Genomic DNA, 21,353 nt, shown 5'->3' on the forward strand with positions numbered 1-21,353 from the left:
AATTTTTGTTAACCAATGATATTTTTTAGCCAGAATGTGTTTAATATATCACATGCTAATGTATACTCCGAATTTTAAACTTTTTTCAAAAGGAGTAAGATGTAATACTACTTTTGGAAATGTACTGCAGTTTTTGGTAAATAAAATATGCAAATTCAATTTCACTTATATAACACTTTTAGCCGTACTAAAGAGGTTTTTAATCCCCAAGATCAAGCTAACGTAAAAATGTATGTATGTGGACCGACTGTTTATGATAATCCTCATATAGGCAATAGTAGGTCGGGAGTAGTATATGATTTACTTTATCGTATAGTTATAAAAATATTCGGTGAGAAGGCAGTAAAATATGTACGTAACATTACGGATGTTGATGATAAAATTATCGATAGAGCTGCACTACTTGGTATTACTATTGATGAGTTGACTGATAAAGTTACGAAAGAGTTTCATAAAAATATGGCATATTTAGGTTGTATGCTACCTAGTATTGAGCCGAAAGCTACAAAGCATATTGATGTAATGATTGCAATAATAGAACGCTTAATAGCAAAAGGTCACGCATATATTGCTGATAATCATGTTTATTTTGATGTTTTATCATCTCCAAATTATACAGAATTATCTAACCGAAATTTAGAAGAAATGTTTGAGGGAGTACATGTAGAAAATAGTAAAACCAAAAAAAATCCACAAGATTTTGTATTATGGAAACCGGCAAAGCAAAATGAATCGGCAAATATGAATTTTGAAAGCCCCTGGGGACTTGGTCGCCCTGGATGGCATATTGAATGTTCAGCCATGAGCTACAAATATTTAGGTGAGAATTTTGATATTCACGGCGGCGGAGCAGATTTAATCTTTCCGCATCATACCAATGAGATTGCTCAAAGTAGATGTGCTTTCCCAAGTTCTACCTATGCTAAATATTGGGTACATAATGGGTTTCTAACGGTTAACGGTGAGAAAATGAGTAAATCTCTTGGTAATTTTATTACCGTAAGGGATTTAATGGATAAACAAATTCAAGGAGAAGTAGTCAGGTTATTTTTATTAAGTAGTCACTATAGGCGTCCTATTGATTATAATGATAAAGCTATAGAAGATGCTAAGAAAATTTTAGATTATTGGTATAGAGCGATAGAAAATATTAATGTGCAGCAAATAGATTTACCTCATGATTTCATGCAAAGCTTACTGGATGATATGAATACGCCGCTTGCCGTTAAAATCATTAATGACTACGCTAAAGGTGTTTTTATTTCTAAAACTGAAGAAGAAAGGCAGCTTAACGCCTCTGCTATTATTACTTGTGCTAATTTTATTGGTTTAATGAATAAGACTCCACACGAGTGGTTTAATAGTGGTGTGGATGAACTCTATATAAATGAGCTTGTAAATAAGCGTTTGGAAGCAAAAAAACAAAAAAATTGGTTATTAGCCGATCAAATTCGTAACCAGTTATTAGAGGAAAAAATAATTCTAGAGGATCAACCTGACGGTACTACTATTTGGCGAAAAGAATAAAAGCTTGTAAATTCGCAATATGCGTATATAATTTATAGACTTGTAAGTTGTCATTGCGAGGAAATTATGTAATAATTGACGAAGCAATCTCAGGATATTTGATGAGATTGTCACGCAGCCTACGGCTGTTCGCAATGACGATTATCCAAAACTTAAGCAAAAAATTCACACGTAAGATATATGTTAGTTCATTAGAATGGACATCTTACGGAGGTATAAACTAACAATTAGGAGAATTTAAAAATGTCAAAAATACCATCTGTTAACATTAAAGAATTATTAGATGCGGGCGTGCATTTCGGTCACAAGACCTCACGCTGGAATCCTAAAATGGCATCTTATATATATGGTGAACGTGATGATGTTCATATAATCGATTTAAGACAAAGTGTTGCTTTAATGAGAGTTGCTTTGAATGCAATATATGAAACCGTAAAAAAAGATGGTAAAATATTATTTGTAAGTACTAAAATACAGGCAAGCGATATTATAGCGGAATATGCCGAAAAATGCGGGCAGTATTACGTAAATCATAGATGGCTTGGTGGTATGCTAACTAACTGGAAAACTATTGCGGGTTCAATAGAAAAGCTAAATAAGTTAGACAAAACCTTAGAAAACGAAGAATCCCTTATGGGTTATACTAAGAAAGAGATACTCGATATGAACCGTAAGAAAGATAAATTACTTCTATCTCTTGCCGGTATTAGAAATCTTAATTCTAAACCTGATCTTCTAGTAGTTATTGACACTAATAAAGAGCATATCGCAATTAATGAAGCGGTAAAACTTAATATTCCTATAGTTGCAGTAGTTGATACTAATTCTAATCCTGATAATGTAGATTATCCGATTCCGGGTAATGATGATTCTATAAGATCAATAAGACTTTATTGTAGTTTATTTGCAGATGCGGTATTACAAGGACTGGAAGAATCAATGAAAGCTTCAGGAGTTGATATAGGTGCTATGCAAGAGCATACAGATAAGGCGTTAACTTCTAAAAATGTTTCTAAATTAAAACAAGCGAAAAAATTCTCTAAAACGAAAAATATTGATGAAGAGACAAATATAGAATTTAAGCAAGCATTAAATGATGCCGATGAAAAAAATAAAAGTTCTGATAATGTATAAGTGTTGTTGCATGGATCGGCTTTTCCATTGTTATCCCGCGACTTGATCGCGGGATCCAGCTTAAAATACTAATATTAGTATTTTAAATTGTTTTTATGGACCCCAGGAGTAAGCCACGGGATGACATCGAGGTTGTTCTTCGAGTCACAACCCAAGCCAAATATAATAATTAAGGAGAAAGTAAGGTATGAGTGAAATAAATATAAGTGCTGCAGTGGTTAAAGAATTAAGAGAAAAAACCGGTGCAGGTATGATGGACTGCAAAAAAGCATTAATAGAAACCAGCGGTAATTTTGAAGAAGCGATTGATTTTCTTCGTAAGAAAGGTTTAGCTGCTGCTGCAAAGAAAGCCGGACGCATTGCTTCTGAAGGTTTAACAGCTGCAAAAGTTGATGGGCTTACCGGAGTGGTAATTGAAGTAAATTCTGAAACGGATTTTGTCGCTAGAAATGAGCAGTTTCAGGAGCTAGTTAAGGATATTGCAAATCTTGCAGTAATTGCAAAAACTATAGACACGCTAAAAACATTTAAAATGCAAAGCAGTAAATCAGTTGAAGAAGAAATTATAGAAAATATCGCTACAATCGGTGAAAATTTAACATTACGTCGTATGGATATATTAGAGATATCTGAAGGAGCAATCGGTTCGTACGTGCATAATGAAGTTGTACCGAATTTAGGAAAAATTTCCGTATTAGTAGGTCTTGCGTCTAATGCAAAAGATAAAGCAAAACTAGAAGCTTTAGCTAAACAAATTGCTGTTCATGTAGCAGGAAATAACCCGCAAAGTATAGATGATTCAAGCTTGGATCAAGCACTCGTAGAGCGTGAGAGAAAAGTATTTTTTGAGAAATCTAAAGAAGAAGGAAAGCCTGATAATATTATAGAAAAAATGGTAGAAGGTAGAATACGTAAATTCTTCTCGGAAGTTGTATTGCTTCAGCAAAATTTCTTATTTGAGCCTAAACTTACCGTTGCGGAAGTAATTAAAAATGCTGAAAAAGAACTCGGTGCAGAAATTAAAATCGTCAAATTTATTAGATACGAACTTGGTGAAGGTATAGAACATGAAGAAAAAAACTTTGCCGATGAAGTAGCTGCCATTACGCAAGGTTAATGGGCTTGTTTCATAGATTCAATGTCATTCCCGCGTGGATAACCAAATCGTCATTGCGAGCATGCGTTGTTTTGCAGACACAATTCTATCCTGTCATCCCGCGACTTGATCGCGGGATCCAGTAAAAATATAAAAACAACTAATACTAGTTATTTTTATGAATACCGTGGTCAAACCACGGTATGACACCGAATATGTTTTTCTATCCACGCAATAATACCTTCCCGTAGTCAATTGAACTAGGTGACAGTAAAAAACTTGTGAATGCTCACTCACACCTTTTCAAAGCAAACAAAGGTGAATTTAGGATAAGTGCTTATTCTAAACTCGTATTTATAATATCTCTCTAACTACAATCAACTATCTATTAATAAATAATTTTCGGTTTTTTACTTTATAATAAAAGATTTATATTGACTTAATCATAGAAAATCTTACATTAATTATTATTATTAGTTTAAATGAAGAGCATTTTATGTCAGGGACAAAAGAGGAATATGCTGTACAAATTTATGCTGCCGAAGAGCATCGTAGGAGACAAGCTAATTATAGTGATAATGATGCCGAACTGCTTGGAGTTATTATAGTATGTGCCGGTTATGCATATTATAAAGCAGTAGAAGGGAGATTAAAAGTTATCGTCACAGGAAGTAAAATTATAGAAAACGCCTATAAGATAGGAAATGGACAAATAGCAGTACTCGGTACTGATGCCGAAAGTAAAATAACTTATATAACAAAGCATCCTTCGTCTCGAGGGTAATACGAATACTCCCACGCAGTTGATGACAACTAATCCTGTAAATCCTTTAGAGCAAACTCCCCCTAAGACTCCTAACTCTAAAAGAGAAAATGCTAAAATATACGGAAAAAAACTGGTAGATAGTGCAAAGATTGGAGCTAAAACCCTTTCAAACGCTTATAAAGTGACAACCGGTACAATAGAAGTCGTCGGTCCAGGAAGTGATTTTAACAGCAACGGTAAGGAAAAATTTATATTTTCTGAACCTACTAAGCGTAAAGTTGTTTAAAAAGAATTTAAAACCGAAAACGGTTATAAGTGCGGTATTGAGTTGGAAGAGACAATTGAAGCTTCCTTAACATTAAGATTAAATAACAAGCGTATAGTTAAGATTAAAGAATTTAGAAGTATGATTTCCCTGATACTACAGAAGATACGGGAGAAACTTTTGATATTTCGCTAATTTTAAAATATTCTGATGGGGCCGGGGCCAACATGCCTAAAGCAGATCCTGATTTTTTAAAGATACATTACGGTAGAGACAGAAAATTAAATAAGTTATCGTTGCCAAACCCACCTATAATTTTTCATAACCAATGATATCCGGCCTTAACCGTTTATAAAGGTGAATTATGTTCTTTGCCTATAAGTCGTGGGTGTTATAGGTCTTTGAATAAGAAAATACTAGAAAATAACGGAAGTATAGAAATTAGTTACGTAGATCCTGAATTTACAGCTTTTAGGAGAATAAGAGTTTTTAGTTAAATTCTATCAGAGAAACTTCGTAATTACTTTTAAATATTCATCTAGGACTTTTTGGTTATCCTTAACAAATTTTAAAGCATTTTCGCGGTAAGCTTTAAGTTCTAGAGAATTATTAGATCTGAGTAGATATGTTAGTTTGGTTAGTAAATCTTCACCATTTTTGATTTGGATAGCTGCTTTATTTTGCAGTACGCCTTTAGCGATATCGGTATTTTTGCTCATATCGGGACCGAATATAATACAATTAGAGAAATATGCTGCTTCTAAAATATTATGCCCGCCTTGTTTAAAAGAACCGCCGATAAAAGAAATTGTAGCTACAGAAAAAAATAGTCCCATTTCGCCGAACCTATCAATTATATAAAGATCATCGCTTAAAACAGGTAAATCATTTTGTGATTTAGCGGTAGCGGATAAATTATGTGATTTACAATTATCGATAATTGATTTAACTCGTTCAGGATGTCTTGGAATTAAGATAATATAGCAGTCTAAAAACTGCTCTTTTAGGTTTTTGATTATAGGCAAAATCACCTCTTCATCTTCGGGGTGAGTGCTGGCAAATAGCACGATTCGCCTATTGTCTAAATGTAAGCTTAATTTTGATAACTCTTCTTGATTGACCGGAAGTTTTTCGTTGGCAAATTTAATATTGCCTAAATTCACTGCATCTGATACGCCAAGTTTATTGAATTTTTGTAAGTCACGCTCGTTTTGTACGATAATTTTACTGCAATTTTTGAGAATAAGCTGAAAAAAGCTTTTTCTTTTTAGCCAAGCTTTAAACGATTTATCGGAAATACGAGCATTAACTAGTAGTAATTTACACTGCTTTGCACCCTCATTAATAGTACACGGCCATAATTCCGATTCTATAAAAATGCCTAAATCAGGTTGCCAATTTCTTAAAAATTTTCGAGTAAAAATAATATTATCTATCGGTAAAAATTGGTGAACTGCTATTTTAGGTAATTTGGCAGTTAATATTTTAGCGGAGCTGTTAGTCCAAGAAGTTACTAGAAAACGAACGTCAGGGTAGCGTTTACTTATATTATGTATTAATGTTAAAGCTGCCATAGACTCGCCAACGCTTGCTGCATGAATCCATATCAGCCTGCGTGCATAACTTGCTTCTAAAGGTAATTTATACGTCGATCCTAACCCTTCATCCTCACGTACTAGTGTATACGCTGTGGTTCGCAGTGAAGTGTCTCCTTTAAATTCCTCTTTATTAGCGGACGTTTGCACGAAGTCTAATGAATCGTCTTGTCTGTGTTTGCCAATAGCAAAACGCTCTTGGATGCGTCTTATATCTTCTTTACCTATTAATAAACGTATAAGAATTATGATAAAATAAACAGGTAATAATATAAAGCTTAAAGCATAATATAATAACATCATTTCTTTAAACTTTCTGTTAAGCTTGCTAACTGTTTTTCAAGGCTTATATGGTTTTGTATTTTATCATTTGTGAGTTCTAAAGGTGAGCCAACTATGATTTTAATGGTACCAAACGGTAGGGGTATTATTAATTTATCCCAACTTTTTAATCTGAAACATCTAGAAGTGGAGCTGACTATAGTAATAAGTTTTGTGTTATATCTATAGGCAATTTCGGTAATGCTGCTATTTACTTTATATACGGGTCCTTTAGGACCGTCCGGTGTGACTATTATATTTGCACCTTGAGATAACTGACCTATAATATTACGTAAAGCTCCAATGGGATTTTTATTAGTAGAACCTACTATCACTCTGCAACCGAATTTTCCTACTAGATCGTTTAAAATTTTTCCGTCTAAATGCGGTGATATTAAAGCATAGATATTTCTATGTCCTATAAACATAGCCGGACTTAAGGCAAGCATATTATGCCAAAATGCAAAGATTACCCCTTGTTCGTTTAGGAATTTTTCCTTGTTGCCGTTATCGTAAAATATAAATTTCTGCTTTGAAGTAAAGTAAACAAAACGCAAATACCAATATAGTAAAATAGTAATTATACTAAGTACGTATTTATTATTTTTTAAAAATTTTTTAAAAACTTTCCGCATTATTTTTTTTGTTGGTTTAGGTGGCTTTTTAACTTTTCCATTTCCATCATTGTGAGGAAATTACGAAGTAAGTGACGAAGCAATCTCAGGATATTTGATGAGATTGTCACGCAGTCTATGGCTGCTCGCAATGACGATTTGATATCCATGCAAAGCCTTAAGCAGGAATGATATCGATTGTTCTCTCAATTCTAATACAAGCTTCTTCTAGCTCTTCCATAGAAGTAGCATAAGAGATTCTAAAATATCCCTCTAAGCCGAAAGCGATACCAGGTACTACGGCAACTTTTGCTTCTTCAAGTAAATACTCGGCAAAATCATTACTATTTACAATAATTTTTCCTGATTTAGTTTTATGCCCAAATATTTTATCGCATTTAACAAATAAGTAAAACGCCCCTTCCGGCTTATAGCACTCAAAATATTTTACTCTTTTCAAAATTGATAAAGCAAGATCACGCTTTGTTTGACAATTTAAAGCATTAGGCTTTATATAATCTTGAGGACCGTTTAATGCTTCAATAGCAGCCATTTGACTTATTGAACAAGGGTTTGAAGTACTTTGCGACTGAATAATAGTCATTGCTTTAATCAAAGCTTTAGAGCCTGCACCGTAGCCTATACGCCAACCCGTCATAGAATAAGCTTTAGATACTCCGTTTACGGTAAATATTCTCTTTTTTAAATCAGGTGCTATTTGGGCTAATGTATAAAATTTAAAATCATCAAAAGTAATATGCTCGTAAATATCATCGGACATTACGTTTACATGTGAATATTTTCTTAAAACTTTAGCAATATTTTCTAGTTCTTCAAAATTATAGCTTACACCTGTTGGATTACTAGGTGAGTTAATAATAAGCCACTTAGTTTTATCCGTAATTGAACGTTCTAAAGCTTCTGCACTTAATTTAAAGTTATTTTCAAGTCCGCAATTTACAAAAACAGGTGTTCCTGTGCTAAGTGCAACCATATCAGGATATGAAACCCAATAGGGTGCTGGAATAATTACCTCATCCCCTTGGTCTAAAGATGCCATAAACAAATTATATATAACTTGCTTACCGCCGGTGCTTACTATTATTTCATCAAGTTCGTAATCTATATTATTTTCACGTTTGAATTTGTCTTTTATTGCTTGCTTTAAAAGAGGCATACCCTCAACGTTAGTATATTTAGTAAAGCCGTCTTTAATCGCTTTAATCGCCGCTTCCTTAATATTGTCAGGCGTATCAAAATCAGGCTCACCGGCACCGAGTGTGATAATATCAACACCCGCTTTTTTAAGTTCAAGAGTTTTTTTTACGACTGCAAGGGTCGGCGATGGTTTTATAGAACTTAGCCTCGTAGAAATAATTGACATAATTTGAGTCCGTATTAAATGAAAGCTATAGTAAAATCGGTAATTTCAAGAAATAAATATTTATAATGAAATCTACAATTATATATTATAATTTGTTTAGTATTGACAGAATATATTAGTCTATGTTCGTGGTTAATTCTACGTGACCATAAAATTGATAATATATGTTTTAAAGGTTCGTGCTTACCTATACCTGTAAATGGTGCTTCTTGGATATTTTTTAATATCGTATTTTTTCCAATACGCTAAATCCTCCGCTGCTGCTATTGTCCACTCAATCTCAATCATCTAAATTAACTTTAGCAAACTCTCCTCTTTTTGCTTGTTCGATAGATTTTTTTATTCGATTCGCATTAGCCGGATTAGATTATAAATATAATGTTTATAATGTTTCTTTTGTAGATTCATATTCTTCTTCGGTTAAAAGAATAATATTCTTATGATTCTTTCTTTTAATAAGATAAGGGACATGATCGTTTTCTACGGTATTTAGTACAGAGCTTAAGTTTTTTCTAAATGAAGTGCCGCTAATTGAGTTCATGAGCTACCTACTGATGTACATATAACATGTACATCCTAGCTTCAATGCCATTAATTTACAAGTAAAATTATTATTTTATTTAAAAATTTATCAAGATATGCTTTATTATAGTAAGTAATATTAATTTAGTAATTAAACTATGTTCGGTAAAATAAAAGACAAAATCAAACATTATTGCTTAACTATAATAAATATACCGCATTTTATTAAGAATAAAATTTTAGAATTTAAAAATTATATAAGTGATTGTAAATATAAATTCTCTCATTTAGCTGCAACTAATTATCAACTTGGACTTGATCATTTATATAGAGGTAATTTAAATGATGCATTACTTAGGTTTAAACTAGTGGATAAATTTTTTAATCCTAATGATTCTAAAGTATATTATCAACTCGGATGGGTTTATTTTTTAAAAAATAATTACAGGCAAGCTATAGAATATTTAGAAAAATCTAATGAAAAATATAAATCTATATTTATAAATTTTTTGGAAAATTATAAGGATATTACTGAAATACCTCAAGAAATTTGTGGGAAATATCGTGATTTAACCGCACAATATTATCCTACTATTTTTAATAACGATAAAAATATCCATCTTCCGTATAGGTTTGTTAATGAAGCACTTAAGCAGATATCTGATTTACCGGATAATTACTCTATTTTGGAACTTGGAAGTAATATAGGGCTTGTAGGTTATGAAATACAAAAACGTTTTCCGGAAAGTTTTACTTTAACCGGTGTAGAAGTTTCTGCTTTAATGAATGAGTTACAAGAAACATATTACCCGAACACTAAAATTTACGATCAAATATATAATATTGCTATCGATGATTTTTTAAAACAAAACTCTAATAAATTTGATATTATTTTTAGTTTTTGCGGATTATCGTTTACTAACAATTTAATAGAATATTTTAATTTAATATACTCATCTCTTAATAAACAAGGGTATTTTGTCCTTTGTTTACCGAATGCGACGAAGACACAATTTTCAGTAAAACGCAAAGAATTTATTTTTAATTTGAATGAAATAAATAATTTTTTACAAAAAAATAATTTTACTATATTAACTTCGGAAGAAATAATACTAGCGGAAAACAATAAATATAGTATTATTGTTTGTAAGAAAACAGCATAAATCAATGAAAATATTAATTATATTATCCATTATTTTATGTTCATTATCGATAAGAGCTGATTTTGAATATGTTGATAATGACATATATAACTATAATGGTGGAAGAAATGAAAACAGTTGCTTGGAAGTTTATGATCCATACGAAAAATTTAACCGTAAAGTGTTTGTATTTAATTCTGTGTTAGATTATATAATATTGCGTCCTTTAGCGATAGGTTATAAGAACATCACGAATGATTATGTAAAAGCACGCGTTAATAGTTTCATCAGTAATGTCGATACACCGCTTACGGCGGTAAATTACGGGCTTCAGTTAAATTACGATAAAACTATGAAAAGCGTTTGGCGGTTTCTCATTAACACGACGCTTGGCATAGGCGGTTTATTTGACGTGGCAGGTAAAGTAGGTTTGCCGTCTTCTGATCGTCAAACTTTCGGTAGTACCCTCGCACATTATGGAGTTGCCCCAGGTCCTTATTTAGTATTGCCGATAATCGGTAGTACTAACACAAGAGATATGATGGATTCGGTCATTACTAATTATGCTCTTAATCCATTAATGTACTACACTCATAATGATTTTGACTTAGGAGTACTAGCAGTTAGTAAAATAAACGATCGATATGTTGTATTACCGTTTAGTGATTATGTGATGAAGAATTCTACTGATCCTTATGTGGCTATTAGATCAGCATTACATCGTGCTCGTGAAGTATCGGTTCAATATCCTGAAAATTTTAAATGTCCTAAACCCAAGAATTAATGAAATTAAAGAGGATTATATGCAAAAAATTATTACAGGTTTATTTTTATTAGTTGTGACGTTTTCCGCTTATTCTAATGAAAAAGTGCCTGCTGGTTTGAACAGTTACGTTACTAATTTAGTAAATGAAGCTTCTAGTATATTAAACGATAGTAAGTTATCTGAGCGAGTAAAAATTGCTAAAGCACGTGAGTTAATGTCTCAGAACCTAGATTTTGATTGGATGGCTAAATATACATTAGGCAGAAATGGGATAAAAACTTTATCAGGTGGGCAGGTTCAGGAATTCATCAAAGTTTACTCTAAATATGTTACTAAATCTTATACTGATTTAATAAAAGATTATAAAGGCAAACAGCCTAAAATAGTAGGAGTTCGTCCTTTAAGCTCGACCGATTTTATGGTTGCTATGAATATCATTAGTAATAAAGAGCAAGACCCTATTAAAGTAGAATATCTTGTACGTGAAATGAAAGGAAACGGAAAAGACGTTTTTAAAGTTTCTGATATAATTACGGAAGGTGTAAGTCTTATTGGAGCTCAACAAGACGAGTTTACCGATACTTTAAAAAATCAAGGCTTTGAGGCACTAATACAAAAATTAGAAAGTCGTTCTTAAGCTTATTTCACTGTCATCTTAAATCGTCATTGTGAGGAGGTATTGTTGCGTAGACACCTAGTTGTCATTGCAAGGAAATTGCATAGCAATTGACGAAGCAATCTCAGGAGTTTGTTATTATTTCATGAGATTGCCATGCAGTCTACGACTGACTGCTCGCAATGACGATATAGATATCCACGCAACAAAGTTCGCTCGCTAATAGCGTTAAACAACATAAATCATTCACATGAAAATCTTAGCAGGCAGTAGTAATAAGTTACTCGCAAAACGCATTTAGCTATAGCATTAAATATTAAATATATTGAGTCGAAAATTACCTATTTCAATGATTCCGAAATAAAAGTAGAAATTCAAAAATCGTTTCATAATGAAGATATAATAATAGTGCAATCCACATCAAAACCCGTTCATGATCGCTTAATTGAGTTGTTTTGCTAGTAGATGCAGCAAAAAAAGCGGGAGCAAATCGAATAATTTTAGTAATGCCTTATTTTGGTTATGCAAGGCAAGATAATATAAATTCTCAAAATATAATTCCTGCTAAGTTAATAGCAGATTTTTTAGAGAAGCTCGGAGTAAACCGTGTAATTACTATTGATTTACACTCCGATAAAATAGAGAAATTTTTTAATATTCCTGTTTCTAATCTTAAACCTATAAATTTATACATCCCGTTTTTAAGAACTTATAGCAATTTCGTTATAGTTGCACCTGATAAAGGAAGTATCAATCGAGTTCAAAAAATTAGTAATTTACTAAATATAGATTCAGTTTATATAAACAAAGAAAGGGATATAAATAATAATTGCGAGATGATATCAATAACAGGTAGTGTAAAGGGCAAAAATTGCATATTAATTGATGATATTATAGATAGTGGAGAAACAATCGTAAAAGCAGTGAGATTTTTAAAAGAACATTCGGTTTTATCGGTTAGTGCTTTTATAACTCATGCAGTGCTTTCTGTTGGTTCTAAAAATTCGATAATAGACCTCTTGGAGAACGAAGCTAATAAAGAGGAATTTGTAGGAAACAAGGAATGCAGCACCGCAGCGTACACTTTAGTACGTGAGGATGTGAGTACTGGATTGACGTACAAATGACCTTTAGAAGCAAGTTGTGCAAGAGGTCTATTAGACAATGTTTTTATCACGGATACTATAGAAACAAGTGACTTATCTACAAAATTTCATATAATACCCGTATTGTCTATCATCGTAAAAGAGTTAATAAATATACTATGAACTTGTGTACTGTAGAAATAAATCTATCTACAATAAAAAATAATTACCTTTTATTACAAGATATTTGTAAAACCTCATTAGTCGGTGCTGCCGTTAAAGCTAATGGTTACGGTCTTGGAGCAGTACAAGTTTCTAAAGCTTTAATAGAAGAAAATTGTAGGCATTTTTTTGTGGCCTCAAGTGAAGAAGGAGTAAATTTACGCAACGCTTTAGGATTAGATGTTAATATTTTAGTTCTTAACGGCGTTTTTGAACATGATGCTTTAGAGCTGATAGAATATAATTTAACACCTGTCCTAAATAACTTAAAACAAATAGAAATTTGGCAAAAATTTAGTAATGTGAAAAACAGATTATTGCCTTGTTATTTGCATTTCAATACGGGGATTAATCGTCTTGGCTTAAGCTCTGATGAGATAGAGCAGCTAATTAATGATCGTGATTTGTTACAAGGGCTAGATTTACAATATATTATAAGCCATCTAGCTATATCCGAGGAAATAGATAATCCTTATAATCTAGAACAATTAAACAGATTTAAAGCTTATTTACAATATTTCCCAAACGTCAAAGCAAGCCTTGCTAATTCCGGCGGCATATTTTTAGGACAGGATTACCATTTTGATTTAGCAAGACCGGGGGCAGCCTTATACGGTCTTAATCCCTTAACAAAGAATCCCGTAACCTTAAAAGCTCCTATAATTCACTTACAGAATTTGACACTAGATAGCCATATCGGTTATAATATGACTTTTACAACTAAGCGTGATAGTGTCATTGCAACGTTACCGCTTGGTTATGCTGATGGGTTTAGTCGTAATTTTAGCAATCAAGGCGAAGTATTTATTAACAGTCGTAGCGTTCCTATAGTAGGGCGAGTATCGATGGATTTAATAAATATCGATGTTACCGATCTACCACCGTCCGAGATTTTTCTAGGGCAGGAAGCGGAAATTATCGGAAATTATTGCACGCCCGATAAAATAGCGAGTATTATAGGTACTATTGGGTATGAGGTATTAACTAACCTTGGTAGTAGATATAAAAGAAAATATATCGGGTAGATATCTGTGTCCATACCATGGCTTGACCACGGTATCCAGAAAAAAATTAAAAAAGACTGGATCCCACAATCAATTCGTGGGATGACATTAGAGGTTACTGGATTCCTGCTTTCGCAGAAATGACATAGCGTACTTAAATTAAATAGAAAAAATACAAATGTTATTCAATATAGCTAATTCGGTCGGTAAACGTACTATAAAGTTTGCACAAAGTGTAGGTAGTTTTTCTCTATTTAGCTTTGCTGCCGTTAGTACTATCATAAGACCGCCTTTATATTTGAGTTTAATCATCAGACAATTATTATTTATCGGGTTTCACTCGCTTCCGGTTGTTGCGATGACGACTTTTTGCTCAGGGGCGGTACTTGCATTACAGAGCTATATTGGTTTTGCCCGTTTCTCAGCTGAAAGCTCTATTGCAACGGTAGTAGTATTGTCGCTGACTAGAGAGCTTGGACCTGTCTTAGCCGGACTAATGGTAGCGGGAAGAGTTGGGGCATCAATCGCCGCCGAAATAGCCACAATGAGAGTAACGGAGCAGGTAGATGCTTTATATACTTTATCTACCGATCCTATTAAATATTTAGTTTTTCCAAGAGTAATAACAGCTATTATTACAATGCCTTGTCTTGTTTTAATCGGGGATATAATTGGTGTTATGGGCGGTTATTTGGTAGGGGTATATAAACTTGATTTTAATAGTGCAGCTTATTTAACCAGTACTTTTCAGTATTTAGAACCGATTGATGTAATTTCCGGTCTGGTTAAAGCAGGAGTTTTTGGGTTTATTATTTCTATAATAAGTTGCTATAGTGGCTATTATTCAGGTAAAGGGGCTAAGGGAGTTGGAAGAGCAACGACCTCGGCAGTAGTGAATTCTTCTATCCTTATCTTAATCAGTAATTATTTAATAACCGAATTATTTTTTAAAGTGTAGGTATACTCGTTTAATTTGAAAAATTGGTTTTGTTGTTTTATATTTTTTGATCCTCACGTACGTTGATGTACGCTGCGGTCAAAAAATATAAAACGTCTAGCTCTTTTCCAAATTAAACGAGTATACAGTTTTTTTGTTTATTTGGAGTATGCATGAGTGTAGAAGAATTTAAAATTAAAATTCGGTCATTATATAAATCATTTGCTAATCATAAGGTATTAGACGGAATAGATTTGGATGTAAAAAAGGGCAGCTCATTAGTTATTTTAGGTGGTTCCGGTAGCGGCAAATCTGTTCTAATTAAAAATATAGTAGGATTGATTAAACCTGATAAAGGTAAAATTTTTATTGATAATGTAGAAATTCAAGATATCTCAAGTAAACAAAAATTTGAGATTATGGATGGTATAGGTTTTTTATTCCAAGGCGGAGCATTATTTGACTCCTTAAATATACGTGATAATATTACTTTCGCGAATAAAAAATTATCTAAGAAAGAAAAAAACGACCTTGCCGGTGCAAAGCTTAATTCCGTTGGTTTATCCCCTAGAATACTCGAGCTTTACCCTGCTGAATTATCGGGAGGAATGCAAAAAAGAGTAGCCCTTGCTAGGGCTATTTGTAGTACACCGTCGATTTTATTTCTTGATGAACCGACCACAGGGCTTGATCCTATCATGGCAAATGTTATCAACGAATTAATTATAAAAATCCAAGAAGAGTTAGGGGCAACTACGATTACTATAACTCATGATATGATTAGTGCCACAAAAATAGCTAAAGAAGTAGCTATGATTTATCAAGGAAAAATTAAATGGTACGGTAGTAAAGATGAAATGCGTAATAGTGATAATCCTTATTTAAAACAATTTATAAATGGATTAACTACTGGGCCTATAGAAGAGGTATAAAATGTTTAAGAACTTATTATGTATAATAATATTTCTAGGTATAAATCTAAATGTTTATGCTATAAATTCTAGCTCTTATACGACAGATGATATAATAAAAATAGTAATTATTCTTGGAATAGTTATTTTAATTGTTAGTCCTGCAAAATTCCGTATAATCGTTATCGGTACTATGTTAGGTTTGTTTTGTGCCTATTTCACGTATAAATACATCGTACCTATCTTTATTTCTTTACTAAATGGACCATAAAGATAAATATTGCTATTAGTGATGCCCCACATCTCAGCTATTTTCTCTTCTAATAGTATCAATTTATATTCTACAATTAATCTAAAGCTCTAACTCCCCCGTGATAGCCATCTAATTCAAAAGAATTGGGATGTATATGATGTAATATTTTTAAATGCATCAAAACCTATTATATTAATCATATTAGTATTTATTATCAATACCATTTAAAGTAGTACGAATATCTTCCAAGTATTAGATGATTCAGGCAAATCATTACAATTATTCGTACTTTTATTAAATCTTGTTCTATCAATTCATTCTGATTAAAGTCAGTAATTAATTGCTCTAACTGTTGTGAATTAATATTGCTAGCTAATGCTATTTTATTTAGTTTTTTGTTTTATTACTACTAAAAATATTTATGAACACATCTTTTATTTTTTGTGCACTTTTTTGCATCTAGGGTTTTTTAATATTACTATCTTGTTGGTAGGTAGAATGAGTGAGTGCTAATGTTTTATTCATTTCTGAACGCACACTTTCCAACGTATTTAAATTGTTAGATAATAAATAATCAGTTTTAGCTATTAAATTATTTACAATTTTTGTTTGTTCTTGATCATTTAGATTCAATTCGTGAACTCGATTACTAATATTTTTAGTTACTACATTTTTTACTAATTTTGGATTAGTTTTTTGAATTCCCTCTGCTACTTTAGTAAGTGGTCTTGATATTTGATTAGATCCTAATAAATATTGCTGAATAATATGTTTTTGTTGGATTGCATTTAAAGAAGCGATTAGGTATATTTTTATTTTTAGTTAAATCAAAAGCTTTATAAAGTGCAGGACTATTACTTCCTATACTTAAATGTATTTGTTTAGCAGCGGTTGTTTTATCCTCTCTACCCGGAACAGTTACCTGTTATTGGATCAAATATAATTCCTGATGGGGCTCCCTTGTCTTCTATATCTGCAGATTTTATATTTACGTTAGAGTGGTTATTTAATTCTTGTGTTACTTTACGAATATTATCATCTGATACCGCAATTGATACTGCAGATCCATCATGTCCTCCTACTACATAAGCTTCTAATTTAATTAGGAGGAAAGTTGCTTATTACATCATGTGTTAAAGAACTAGCATCAGTAAATCTGTCAACATGGGCTAATGCAGTTTTTTTAGTTAATGGATCATGTAAAATTACAGCAACGCATTGTTGAATGTTATCAGTACCTATCTTTTCTTTATCAGAAAAACCAACTTTATGCTGTCCCACACGAACAGCTTCATAATCAACTATATCTTGCTGTAACGAGTAAGCATATGCATACTGCGCTATTGATTTTCTTTACGGTTTTGAGTTTTATAAGCAGTTCCTAAAGCTAATCTTGCCATTAATTCTTTAGTTTGGTCATTATTAGCTTGGCTTTTTATTAAAATTGCTTCTTGCTTTTTAATAAATTTATCTAATGTTCCTTGTTGTTGATGTGCAGTGAATAATTCTTTGTATGAATTTTCTACATTATAATATTGCTTTGCTTCAAAAGAATTCTCTATGCTATCTTGAAATTGTTGAATAGCATTATCAAACAGTCCCAGCTATTGATAGCTACGTCCTATCATAGTATTAATATAGGAAAGAAAATTACTGTCAGTTTGACCTATAGCAATTTGTTCAGCTTGTTGTAGTTGTTTAAGAGCAACAAGATGATTGCCTTTGCTATATAATTTTAATCCTTCATTATATACAAAAAGCTGCTTGATTATGATCAATTTGCTCCTTTGTACTTAATGGTTTTGGAGTAAGATTACTAATATATTCCGGAAAACCTGAAGGCAACTCTCCTAATTTTTTAATTAGTTCAGTGATATTACCTTGAACTGGTTTCTCATTAATAAGCATAGATTTATAATAGTTTAATTAATTTATATTTTTAAAACTCTGTTATTTAATAAAAATCAAGCATTAGCTAATACTTAGCTACAAAATAATTATCTCTTGACACTAGGGGAGTATTGCTTTATATTTTTTATCTATTGTATATACTCGATCAACTTCAAAAATTGGCTACGTCGTTCTACAAGATCTGCGGTGCTCACGTATTAAGTATACGCTTCGCTCCTCAGCTTGTGAACTCTTAGCTCTTTTTGAAGTTGATCTTCGTATATGACTCTTCATTTACTTGAAGTATATTTTATAAGTTTTAAGGTATTTAGCTTATGTCTCGTAAATGCGAACTCACAGGTGTGGGTGTTTTATACGGCAACAATGTATCACATTCTCAGCGTAAAACTAGAAGACGTTTTGAACCTAATCTAAGGTCAGTTAAGTTTACAAGTGATATAACAGCCGGGAAATATAGATTATCGGTTAATGCTAGATGTATTAGTTCAGTGGAAAAAGCCGGGGGTTTTGATGCATATATTTTAAAAGCCGATGATAATGTTTTATCAAGTAACGCTAGAGCTATTAAGAAAAAAATAATTCAGACTAAAACGGCAAAATCATTATGAAAAGCGGTATACATCCAGAATATAAAAAGTTTTTGATTAAAGTAGGAAGCGATGTTTTTGAAACAATGTCTACTCATCCTACAGGTGAAATTTTAATGGATGTTGATTTTAGAAAACATCCGGCATGGAATAAAGATTCCGGAAATGTAGTAAATCAATCGAACAAAAGTGTTAGTGATTTCAATAAAAGATTCTCAGGTCTTTCTTTCGGTAGTAAGAAAGAAGCTAGCTAAGCTTTGTTTGTGGATAACAAATCGTCATTGCGAGGAAATTGCATAGCAATTGACGAAGCAATCTAGTAAACAATGCTGATTTATAGAATTTTTTTATTATTTTTTCTGGGTTGCCGTGTAGTCTACGACTACTCGGCATCTACGCGAATGACACTAACAATATTCACGTAGTATTGGACTAAGTCAAAATATAACACAGATAAATCGTCAATTCTCAATTATTGCGGGGTGGAGCAGCTCGGTAGCTCGTCAGGCTCATAACCTGAAGGTCGTTGGTTCAAATCCAGCCCCCGCTACCATATTTTTTAATGTCATGCTAGCTCACTTATAGCATTATTGAAGTCTGCTGATGCCATTCCTAACTCAGTGTTGTTGCATGGTTTGGTTTCCTGTCATTGTGAGAAGGTATTCACGCAGGCAATACCTAATTACATCCAATACGAAAGCAAATTATGACTACTCAGAAAATAGTGCCTACAAAATCAACTGATGGCAGTAAGCTTTTTCGTCATCAAGCTAAATTTGTAGCCGGTGCTATGAATATAAATCAAATCCCCAATTTTTCATTACCGGAAATTGCTTTTGTCGGTAAGTCAAATGTCGGCAAATCAAGCCTAATAAACACGATATGTAATAATAAAAATCTTGCTAAAGTTTCTAATACTCCAGGGCGTACTAGGCAAATCAATTTCTTTAACCTTGCAGATAAACTTATTATAGTTGACCTTCCCGGTTATGGTTTTGCTAATGTTCCTATATCAGTCAAAGAGCAGTGGGGAGTGTTAATTAGTTATTATTTACGAAATAGTTATAATTTAAGGTTAGTTAACTTATTGATTGATTCAAGAAGGGGTATAAAAGAAAATGATAAGACAGTAGCTGATCTATTACTTGCAAATAAAAGAGAATTTCAAATTATTTTCACAAAATCCGATAAAGTTACGGATCATAAAAACCTTAACGATGAAGCACAGAATTTTCTTGCAACTTTAAACTACTCATGTAATGTTATGTATGTAAGTAGTAGGAGTAAAGAAGGTGCAAAAGAACTTAAAGCTAGTTTGGCAAAATGCATCAAACCTCAAAAATAAAGAGGTAGATAGTATTTCTTCATTAAATAACATTGCTATAATTAAGAATATAATAAAGTGTAGTCGTGAGTTGAAGAATCAAGCAATAGTTCTAAAATTACCTGCTACTATTATTATTGACGATAAATTATTTACGGCTTTTATTGAATCTGTTAGATTGCTTGAGATGTGCGGTGCTAAAATATATATAGTACATGATCATATTGATTTACGAAGTTCGTCTTTAATATCACAAATAGATGAAAATTTTAGTCAAAAAATTAGTAAAATAAGCGACTATAGTTCTCTAAATAATCCTATTATTATGGAAATTTTATCCAGTTACGTTAACAAGCTTATAGTAACAAAGTTAAGTAGTATAGGTTGTTATGCAGTTGGTATTTCAGGTAAGGATGCTAATTTACTGCAAGCAAAAAAATCAAAACTATCTTACCGAAAAATTGTAAATCATGATGTTATAAATATTGGTTTTTTAAGCGAGCCTATTATGATTAATCCAGAAATTTTATTAAATTTTGCAGATAATAATATTATACCCGTGATAGTACCGTTTGCGAGCGACGATCAGGAGAAAACGCATTTATTAAATGTTAACTTAACGGTAGCAACAATTGCTTCTGCATTAAGTGCAGAACATTTAATATTGCCATATGAGATATTACAGGTATCCGAGACGTTTCCATATAATATAAAAATACGAGATATTAACTTGTTGAAATCAATGTTGGATGATAGTAATAATTTCATCGAAGAGGCATTAATTAAGATAGCAGTTAATGCCCTTGAAAATAATAACGGTTACGTACATTTTGTGAATAGTGAAGCACCGAATTCAATATTGTCAACTATATTTGATATTAATATAAATTAATAGAGGTTTTTTATGGCAGGAACATTAGCATCCGATCTTTTATTTGTAGGGTTAACTAGACCGCCGATGATATTTGGAGTAAGTATTAAGTTTGCTGCATTAAATATGATAATGACGATGATAGTATTTATTTGGAATAACGGCATTATGATTTTATTCATTGCAACTGCTTTGCATTTGGTAGCTTATATTATATGTTTTAAAGAACCGAGATTCATAGAGCTATATTTAAATAAAATGTCAAGAACTAGCCAATGTCCTAATAAATTTTACTACGGAGCAAATTCGTATAATATTTGAGTTTTATATCATTCCCGCGTAGGCAGGAATCCATTAACATTTAATGTCATACCGCGCCTTGATCGCGATATCTTAGGACCCAGTCTATGATACAAGATCCCGTGGTTGTAGCCACGGGATGACAACAAAAAATCTGGATCCCCGCCTACGCGGGAATGACATAAAAAAAAGAGGTATAA

At 32.3% G+C, this 21,353-nt stretch carries 25 protein-coding genes, 1 tRNA gene and 4 pseudogenes; 20 read left to right on the top strand and 10 right to left on the bottom strand.

Going from position 1 to position 21,353, the window contains the following annotated elements; all coding sequences use genetic code 11:
- The first annotated feature begins 147 nt into the window (after positions 1–147).
- From cysS to ACPKKV_RS02010, 5 genes are all read left to right on the top strand, one after another.
- Complete coding sequence (cysS, locus tag ACPKKV_RS01990; protein WP_392505944.1) at positions 148–1,527, top strand: cysteine--tRNA ligase; 1,380 nt, start codon at positions 148–150, stop codon at positions 1,525–1,527.
- A gap of 243 nt (positions 1,528–1,770) precedes the next feature.
- A complete protein-coding gene (rpsB, locus tag ACPKKV_RS01995; RefSeq protein ID WP_392505945.1) occupies positions 1,771–2,661 on the top strand; it encodes a 30S ribosomal protein S2 in 891 nt (296 codons plus the stop codon).
- A 187-nt stretch (positions 2,662–2,848) separates the two neighbouring features.
- Positions 2,849–3,778: a translation elongation factor Ts gene (tsf, locus tag ACPKKV_RS02000; protein WP_392505946.1), complete on the top strand. Its 930-nt coding sequence runs from the start codon at positions 2,849–2,851 to the stop codon at positions 3,776–3,778.
- Positions 3,779–4,253: 475 nt separating this feature from the next.
- Positions 4,254–4,541 (top strand): hypothetical protein, encoded by a 288-nt coding sequence (locus tag ACPKKV_RS02005; protein WP_392505947.1) that lies wholly within the window; start codon positions 4,254–4,256, stop codon positions 4,539–4,541.
- A 22-nt stretch (positions 4,542–4,563) separates the two neighbouring features.
- Complete coding sequence (locus ACPKKV_RS02010) at positions 4,564–4,809, top strand: hypothetical protein (protein WP_392505949.1); 246 nt, start codon at positions 4,564–4,566, stop codon at positions 4,807–4,809.
- Positions 4,810–5,291: 482 nt separating this feature from the next.
- On the opposite strand, the gene waaA is transcribed toward ACPKKV_RS02010, so the two are convergent.
- The 5 genes from waaA to ACPKKV_RS02035 form a co-directional block, all read right to left on the bottom strand.
- Entirely contained in the window at positions 5,292–6,686 is a 1,395-nt protein-coding gene (gene waaA, locus ACPKKV_RS02015) for a lipid IV(A) 3-deoxy-D-manno-octulosonic acid transferase (protein WP_392505950.1), read from the bottom strand.
- Positions 6,683–7,339, bottom strand: coding sequence for a lysophospholipid acyltransferase family protein (locus ACPKKV_RS02020; RefSeq protein WP_392505951.1), 657 nt, complete (start codon positions 7,337–7,339; stop codon positions 6,683–6,685). Before ACPKKV_RS02020 ends, waaA begins: the two co-directional genes overlap by 4 nt.
- Before the next feature lie 157 nt (positions 7,340–7,496).
- Positions 7,497–8,702: a pyridoxal phosphate-dependent aminotransferase gene (locus ACPKKV_RS02025; RefSeq protein ID WP_392505952.1), complete on the bottom strand. Its 1,206-nt coding sequence runs from the start codon at positions 8,700–8,702 to the stop codon at positions 7,497–7,499.
- Positions 8,703–8,716: 14 nt separating this feature from the next.
- Positions 8,717–8,944, bottom strand: a complete 228-nt coding sequence (locus ACPKKV_RS02030; RefSeq protein ID WP_392506918.1) for a Txe/YoeB family addiction module toxin — start codon at positions 8,942–8,944, stop codon at positions 8,717–8,719.
- Positions 8,945–9,084: 140 nt separating this feature from the next.
- Entirely contained in the window at positions 9,085–9,243 is a 159-nt protein-coding gene (locus tag ACPKKV_RS02035) for a type II toxin-antitoxin system Phd/YefM family antitoxin (RefSeq protein ID WP_392505953.1), read from the bottom strand.
- A gap of 139 nt (positions 9,244–9,382) precedes the next feature.
- Here ACPKKV_RS02035 and ACPKKV_RS02040 point away from each other — a divergent pair, with 139 nt between their 5' ends.
- The 9 genes and pseudogenes from ACPKKV_RS02040 to ACPKKV_RS02080 all read left to right on the top strand — a co-directional run bounded on the left by ACPKKV_RS02040 (position 9,383) and on the right by ACPKKV_RS02080 (position 16,178).
- Positions 9,383–10,387: a methyltransferase domain-containing protein gene (locus ACPKKV_RS02040; RefSeq protein ID WP_392505954.1), complete on the top strand. Its 1,005-nt coding sequence runs from the start codon at positions 9,383–9,385 to the stop codon at positions 10,385–10,387.
- 4 nt (positions 10,388–10,391) lie between these two features.
- Complete coding sequence (locus ACPKKV_RS02045; protein WP_392505955.1) at positions 10,392–11,150, top strand: MlaA family lipoprotein; 759 nt, start codon at positions 10,392–10,394, stop codon at positions 11,148–11,150.
- A 19-nt stretch (positions 11,151–11,169) separates the two neighbouring features.
- Positions 11,170–11,769 carry an MlaC/ttg2D family ABC transporter substrate-binding protein gene (locus tag ACPKKV_RS02050; protein ID WP_392505956.1) on the top strand — a complete coding sequence of 200 codons (600 nt, stop codon included), beginning with the start codon at positions 11,170–11,172 and terminating at the stop codon, positions 11,767–11,769.
- Positions 11,770–12,084: 315 nt separating this feature from the next.
- A pseudogene (locus ACPKKV_RS02055) lies at positions 12,085–12,695 on the top strand (ribose-phosphate diphosphokinase); the annotation flags it as partial.
- Between the two features lie 33 nt (positions 12,696–12,728).
- Positions 12,729–12,872, top strand: a pseudogene (locus tag ACPKKV_RS02060) (palindromic element RPE1 domain-containing protein); the annotation flags it as partial.
- A 140-nt stretch (positions 12,873–13,012) separates the two neighbouring features.
- The gene (locus ACPKKV_RS02065; RefSeq protein ID WP_392505958.1) at positions 13,013–14,080 is read left to right on the top strand and encodes an alanine racemase; all 1,068 of its coding nucleotides are present in this window, start codon (positions 13,013–13,015) and stop codon (positions 14,078–14,080) included.
- Positions 14,081–14,237: 157 nt separating this feature from the next.
- Positions 14,238–15,017: an MlaE family ABC transporter permease gene (locus tag ACPKKV_RS02070; RefSeq protein ID WP_392505960.1), complete on the top strand. Its 780-nt coding sequence runs from the start codon at positions 14,238–14,240 to the stop codon at positions 15,015–15,017.
- A 152-nt stretch (positions 15,018–15,169) separates the two neighbouring features.
- Positions 15,170–15,928, top strand: coding sequence for an ABC transporter ATP-binding protein (locus ACPKKV_RS02075; RefSeq protein WP_392505961.1), 759 nt, complete (start codon positions 15,170–15,172; stop codon positions 15,926–15,928).
- Between the two features lies 1 nt (position 15,929).
- On the top strand, positions 15,930–16,178 hold the full coding sequence (locus ACPKKV_RS02080) for a DUF5510 family protein (RefSeq protein WP_392505962.1): 249 nt from the start codon (positions 15,930–15,932) through the stop codon (positions 16,176–16,178).
- Between the two features lie 76 nt (positions 16,179–16,254).
- Here ACPKKV_RS02080 and ACPKKV_RS02085 read toward each other — a convergent pair.
- The 5 genes and pseudogenes from ACPKKV_RS02085 to ACPKKV_RS02105 form a co-directional block, all read right to left on the bottom strand.
- Positions 16,255–16,473, bottom strand: a pseudogene (locus ACPKKV_RS02085) (hypothetical protein).
- Between the two features lie 146 nt (positions 16,474–16,619).
- A complete protein-coding gene (locus ACPKKV_RS02090) occupies positions 16,620–16,793 on the bottom strand; it encodes a hypothetical protein (protein WP_392505963.1) in 174 nt (57 codons plus the stop codon).
- Positions 16,794–17,065: 272 nt separating this feature from the next.
- A pseudogene (locus ACPKKV_RS02095) lies at positions 17,066–17,560 on the bottom strand (hypothetical protein).
- Positions 17,561–17,764: 204 nt separating this feature from the next.
- Entirely contained in the window at positions 17,765–17,938 is a 174-nt protein-coding gene (locus ACPKKV_RS02100; RefSeq protein ID WP_392505965.1) for a hypothetical protein, read from the bottom strand.
- Positions 17,907–18,068: a hypothetical protein gene (locus ACPKKV_RS02105; RefSeq protein ID WP_392505966.1), complete on the bottom strand. Its 162-nt coding sequence runs from the start codon at positions 18,066–18,068 to the stop codon at positions 17,907–17,909. Before ACPKKV_RS02105 ends, ACPKKV_RS02100 begins: the two co-directional genes overlap by 32 nt.
- A gap of 317 nt (positions 18,069–18,385) precedes the next feature.
- On the opposite strand from ACPKKV_RS02105, the gene rpmB reads away from it, so the two are divergent.
- From rpmB to ACPKKV_RS02135, 6 genes are all read left to right on the top strand, one after another.
- Positions 18,386–18,679 carry a 50S ribosomal protein L28 gene (gene rpmB / locus ACPKKV_RS02110; protein WP_392505968.1) on the top strand — a complete coding sequence of 98 codons (294 nt, stop codon included), beginning with the start codon at positions 18,386–18,388 and terminating at the stop codon, positions 18,677–18,679.
- Complete coding sequence (gene rpmE, locus ACPKKV_RS02115) at positions 18,676–18,912, top strand: 50S ribosomal protein L31 (protein WP_004996719.1); 237 nt, start codon at positions 18,676–18,678, stop codon at positions 18,910–18,912. Before rpmB ends, rpmE begins: the two co-directional genes overlap by 4 nt.
- Before the next feature lie 222 nt (positions 18,913–19,134).
- Positions 19,135–19,211: transfer RNA gene (locus ACPKKV_RS02120), tRNA-Met, on the top strand.
- Positions 19,212–19,364: 153 nt separating this feature from the next.
- Positions 19,365–20,003 (top strand): ribosome biogenesis GTP-binding protein YihA/YsxC, encoded by a 639-nt coding sequence (gene yihA / locus ACPKKV_RS02125; RefSeq protein ID WP_392505969.1) that lies wholly within the window; start codon positions 19,365–19,367, stop codon positions 20,001–20,003.
- The gene (locus tag ACPKKV_RS02130) at positions 19,951–20,874 is read left to right on the top strand and encodes an amino acid kinase family protein (RefSeq protein ID WP_392505970.1); all 924 of its coding nucleotides are present in this window, start codon (positions 19,951–19,953) and stop codon (positions 20,872–20,874) included. Before yihA ends, ACPKKV_RS02130 begins: the two co-directional genes overlap by 53 nt.
- A gap of 12 nt (positions 20,875–20,886) precedes the next feature.
- Positions 20,887–21,174, top strand: coding sequence for a type IV secretion system protein VirB3 (locus tag ACPKKV_RS02135; protein ID WP_392505971.1), 288 nt, complete (start codon positions 20,887–20,889; stop codon positions 21,172–21,174).
- The last annotated feature ends 179 nt before the right edge of the window (positions 21,175–21,353 follow it).

Source organism: Rickettsia finnyi (assembly GCF_049668125.1).
GTDB classification, from domain to species: domain Bacteria; phylum Pseudomonadota; class Alphaproteobacteria; order Rickettsiales; family Rickettsiaceae; genus Rickettsia; species Rickettsia kotlanii.

Coding starts and splice junctions, on each gene's coding strand:
- cysS (WP_392505944.1), top strand. CDS start 148: ATGCAAATTCAATTTCACTTATATAACACTTTTAGCCGTACTAAAGAG.
- rpsB (WP_392505945.1), top strand. CDS start 1,771: ATGTCAAAAATACCATCTGTTAACATTAAAGAATTATTAGATGCGGGC.
- tsf (WP_392505946.1), top strand. CDS start 2,849: ATGAGTGAAATAAATATAAGTGCTGCAGTGGTTAAAGAATTAAGAGAA.
- ACPKKV_RS02005 (WP_392505947.1), top strand. CDS start 4,254: ATGTCAGGGACAAAAGAGGAATATGCTGTACAAATTTATGCTGCCGAA.
- ACPKKV_RS02010 (WP_392505949.1), top strand. CDS start 4,564: ATGACAACTAATCCTGTAAATCCTTTAGAGCAAACTCCCCCTAAGACT.
- waaA (WP_392505950.1), bottom strand. CDS start 6,686: ATGATGTTATTATATTATGCTTTAAGCTTTATATTATTACCTGTTTAT.
- ACPKKV_RS02020 (WP_392505951.1), bottom strand. CDS start 7,339: ATGCGGAAAGTTTTTAAAAAATTTTTAAAAAATAATAAATACGTACTT.
- ACPKKV_RS02025 (WP_392505952.1), bottom strand. CDS start 8,702: ATGTCAATTATTTCTACGAGGCTAAGTTCTATAAAACCATCGCCGACC.
- ACPKKV_RS02035 (WP_392505953.1), bottom strand. CDS start 9,243: ATGAACTCAATTAGCGGCACTTCATTTAGAAAAAACTTAAGCTCTGTA.
- ACPKKV_RS02040 (WP_392505954.1), top strand. CDS start 9,383: ATGTTCGGTAAAATAAAAGACAAAATCAAACATTATTGCTTAACTATA.
- ACPKKV_RS02045 (WP_392505955.1), top strand. CDS start 10,392: ATGAAAATATTAATTATATTATCCATTATTTTATGTTCATTATCGATA.
- ACPKKV_RS02050 (WP_392505956.1), top strand. CDS start 11,170: ATGCAAAAAATTATTACAGGTTTATTTTTATTAGTTGTGACGTTTTCC.
- ACPKKV_RS02065 (WP_392505958.1), top strand. CDS start 13,013: ATGAACTTGTGTACTGTAGAAATAAATCTATCTACAATAAAAAATAAT.
- ACPKKV_RS02070 (WP_392505960.1), top strand. CDS start 14,238: ATGTTATTCAATATAGCTAATTCGGTCGGTAAACGTACTATAAAGTTT.
- ACPKKV_RS02075 (WP_392505961.1), top strand. CDS start 15,170: ATGAGTGTAGAAGAATTTAAAATTAAAATTCGGTCATTATATAAATCA.
- ACPKKV_RS02080 (WP_392505962.1), top strand. CDS start 15,930: ATGTTTAAGAACTTATTATGTATAATAATATTTCTAGGTATAAATCTA.
- ACPKKV_RS02105 (WP_392505966.1), bottom strand. CDS start 18,068: ATGCTTATTAATGAGAAACCAGTTCAAGGTAATATCACTGAACTAATT.
- rpmB (WP_392505968.1), top strand. CDS start 18,386: ATGTCTCGTAAATGCGAACTCACAGGTGTGGGTGTTTTATACGGCAAC.
- rpmE (WP_004996719.1), top strand. CDS start 18,676: ATGAAAAGCGGTATACATCCAGAATATAAAAAGTTTTTGATTAAAGTA.
- yihA (WP_392505969.1), top strand. CDS start 19,365: ATGACTACTCAGAAAATAGTGCCTACAAAATCAACTGATGGCAGTAAG.
- ACPKKV_RS02135 (WP_392505971.1), top strand. CDS start 20,887: ATGGCAGGAACATTAGCATCCGATCTTTTATTTGTAGGGTTAACTAGA.